The organism is Neobacillus cucumis (assembly GCF_023715505.1).
Window position 1 is genome coordinate 1 of the sequence record NZ_JAMBOH010000082.1, and the last position, 1,534, is coordinate 1,534.

Annotated in this window: 1 protein-coding gene; it reads right to left on the reverse strand. The window is 38.5% G+C overall.

Annotated elements, in window-relative coordinates:
- Positions 1 to 233: 233 nt before the first annotated feature.
- A protein-coding gene (locus M3226_RS31365) for an IS3 family transposase (protein ID WP_251573405.1) occupies positions 234 to 1,456 on the reverse strand; the annotation gives its coding sequence in 2 pieces (ribosomal slippage) (positions 234 to 1,168 and positions 1,168 to 1,456; 1,224 coding nt in all).
- Positions 1,457 to 1,534 lie beyond the last annotated feature (78 nt).

The following is a 1,534-nucleotide window of genomic DNA, read 5'->3' on the forward strand; positions in this document are numbered from 1 at the left end:
CGGATTAACCCCCGAATTTTGGACAATTACTCTCTTAATCTATCATTTTCGTAGTTTTTTATTTTTTGATTTCTTTCGTTGTTTTTTCAGAAGGCCAAGTTGCTTGACATGGAGCCTCTGCGGGCATAATTCTCCAGCCAAGAAGCCAGCTGTTTCAAACATTGGCATCGCCAAACGAGGCTATCATGCCCGCCACTCCAAATCAAGCTGATGCTTTAAAAGGATAGAGCCCACTATACCCGAACCTCCTTGATCACCAATGAGTTCTGCTTTTGATAGAATTCTTTTGGTGATAAGTCTAAAAGGCTTGAGTGCATGCGTCTCTCGTTATAGTAGACCATAAAATCAGTAACTTCCCGATACGCTTCTGCATAAGTTTCAAACTGCCATCTGGACAGGCAATCATCCTCAAATATGCGATGGAATGATTCAATATGGGCATTCATATTTGGTGTTCTTGGTGGAATTCTTTCATGTTCTATTTTAGAATTTTCACAAAACTCCTCGAATGTATGGGAAATAAACTGTGGTCCATTGTCTGTTCGAATCACAGGTTTTTCCATTTTATCGAATTGTTGGCGTTTTAGTAATGCTCTTTTCAATGTATGTTTTACATCTTCTCCAGTGCAGCTTAATCCCATGTGATAGGCTATGATGCCTCTGTCGTATACATCGATAATCGACATGACAAAGAAAAAACGATCTTCTCCTTCAATATAGCCGTATTTAATATCAGCTTCCCAGAGTTGATTGGAGCCTTTTATTATGTGGTTTCTTGCTAGTTTCCTAGGATAAGAGACTTTCTTTTGTCGTTGTGGTCGTAAGACCCCAAGTTCCTTGCATAAGCGATAGACTTTTTTCTTGTTGATTATCAGACTGTATTTTCTTCGAAGTACTTTGGTTAACTTGCGGTAGCCATAGTTAAAGCCATCTCCTGCAATTTCTTCTAATAGAAACTCTTTGATCTGTTCATCTGATACTTTTCTTCCGTCCTCTTTGAAGGAATAACCAGGTGCTGGACGTCCCTCACTCACTTTTTTCTCTTCCACCCGGTAGTTCTTTTGATAATAATAGGTGGAACGAGGAATACCGATAATTTTGAGCACCTTTGAAATGGAATAGCCTTTTTTAATCCATTTATCAGCTACTTCAAGTTTTTCAGTAAGTGAGGGTTTTTCTTTTTTATTAAATCCCTTAGAATTGCTATTTCCAGGTCTTTTTCACCCAATAGCGTTTTTAGTTTTTCGTTTTCCTTGGATAATTCTTTGGAATCAAGATCTGGTAGAACAGCCACATCCACGTCTCCATATTTTCCGTCTTTATATTCACGAATCCAACGACCAACCATATTTGGATTCAGTTCATACCGGCGTGCCACAAGGGTATTGTTCCCTGTTTCTTGGGCCTCTTTGATGACTTGTAATTTAAACTCTTTGGAATGTTTTGTGCGTTTCATGATGTCAACCTCCTTGGTACATTAAGCAGTATAATAAATTTTACTCTTACTGTCCAAGTTCATTTTGGGGCTAATAAG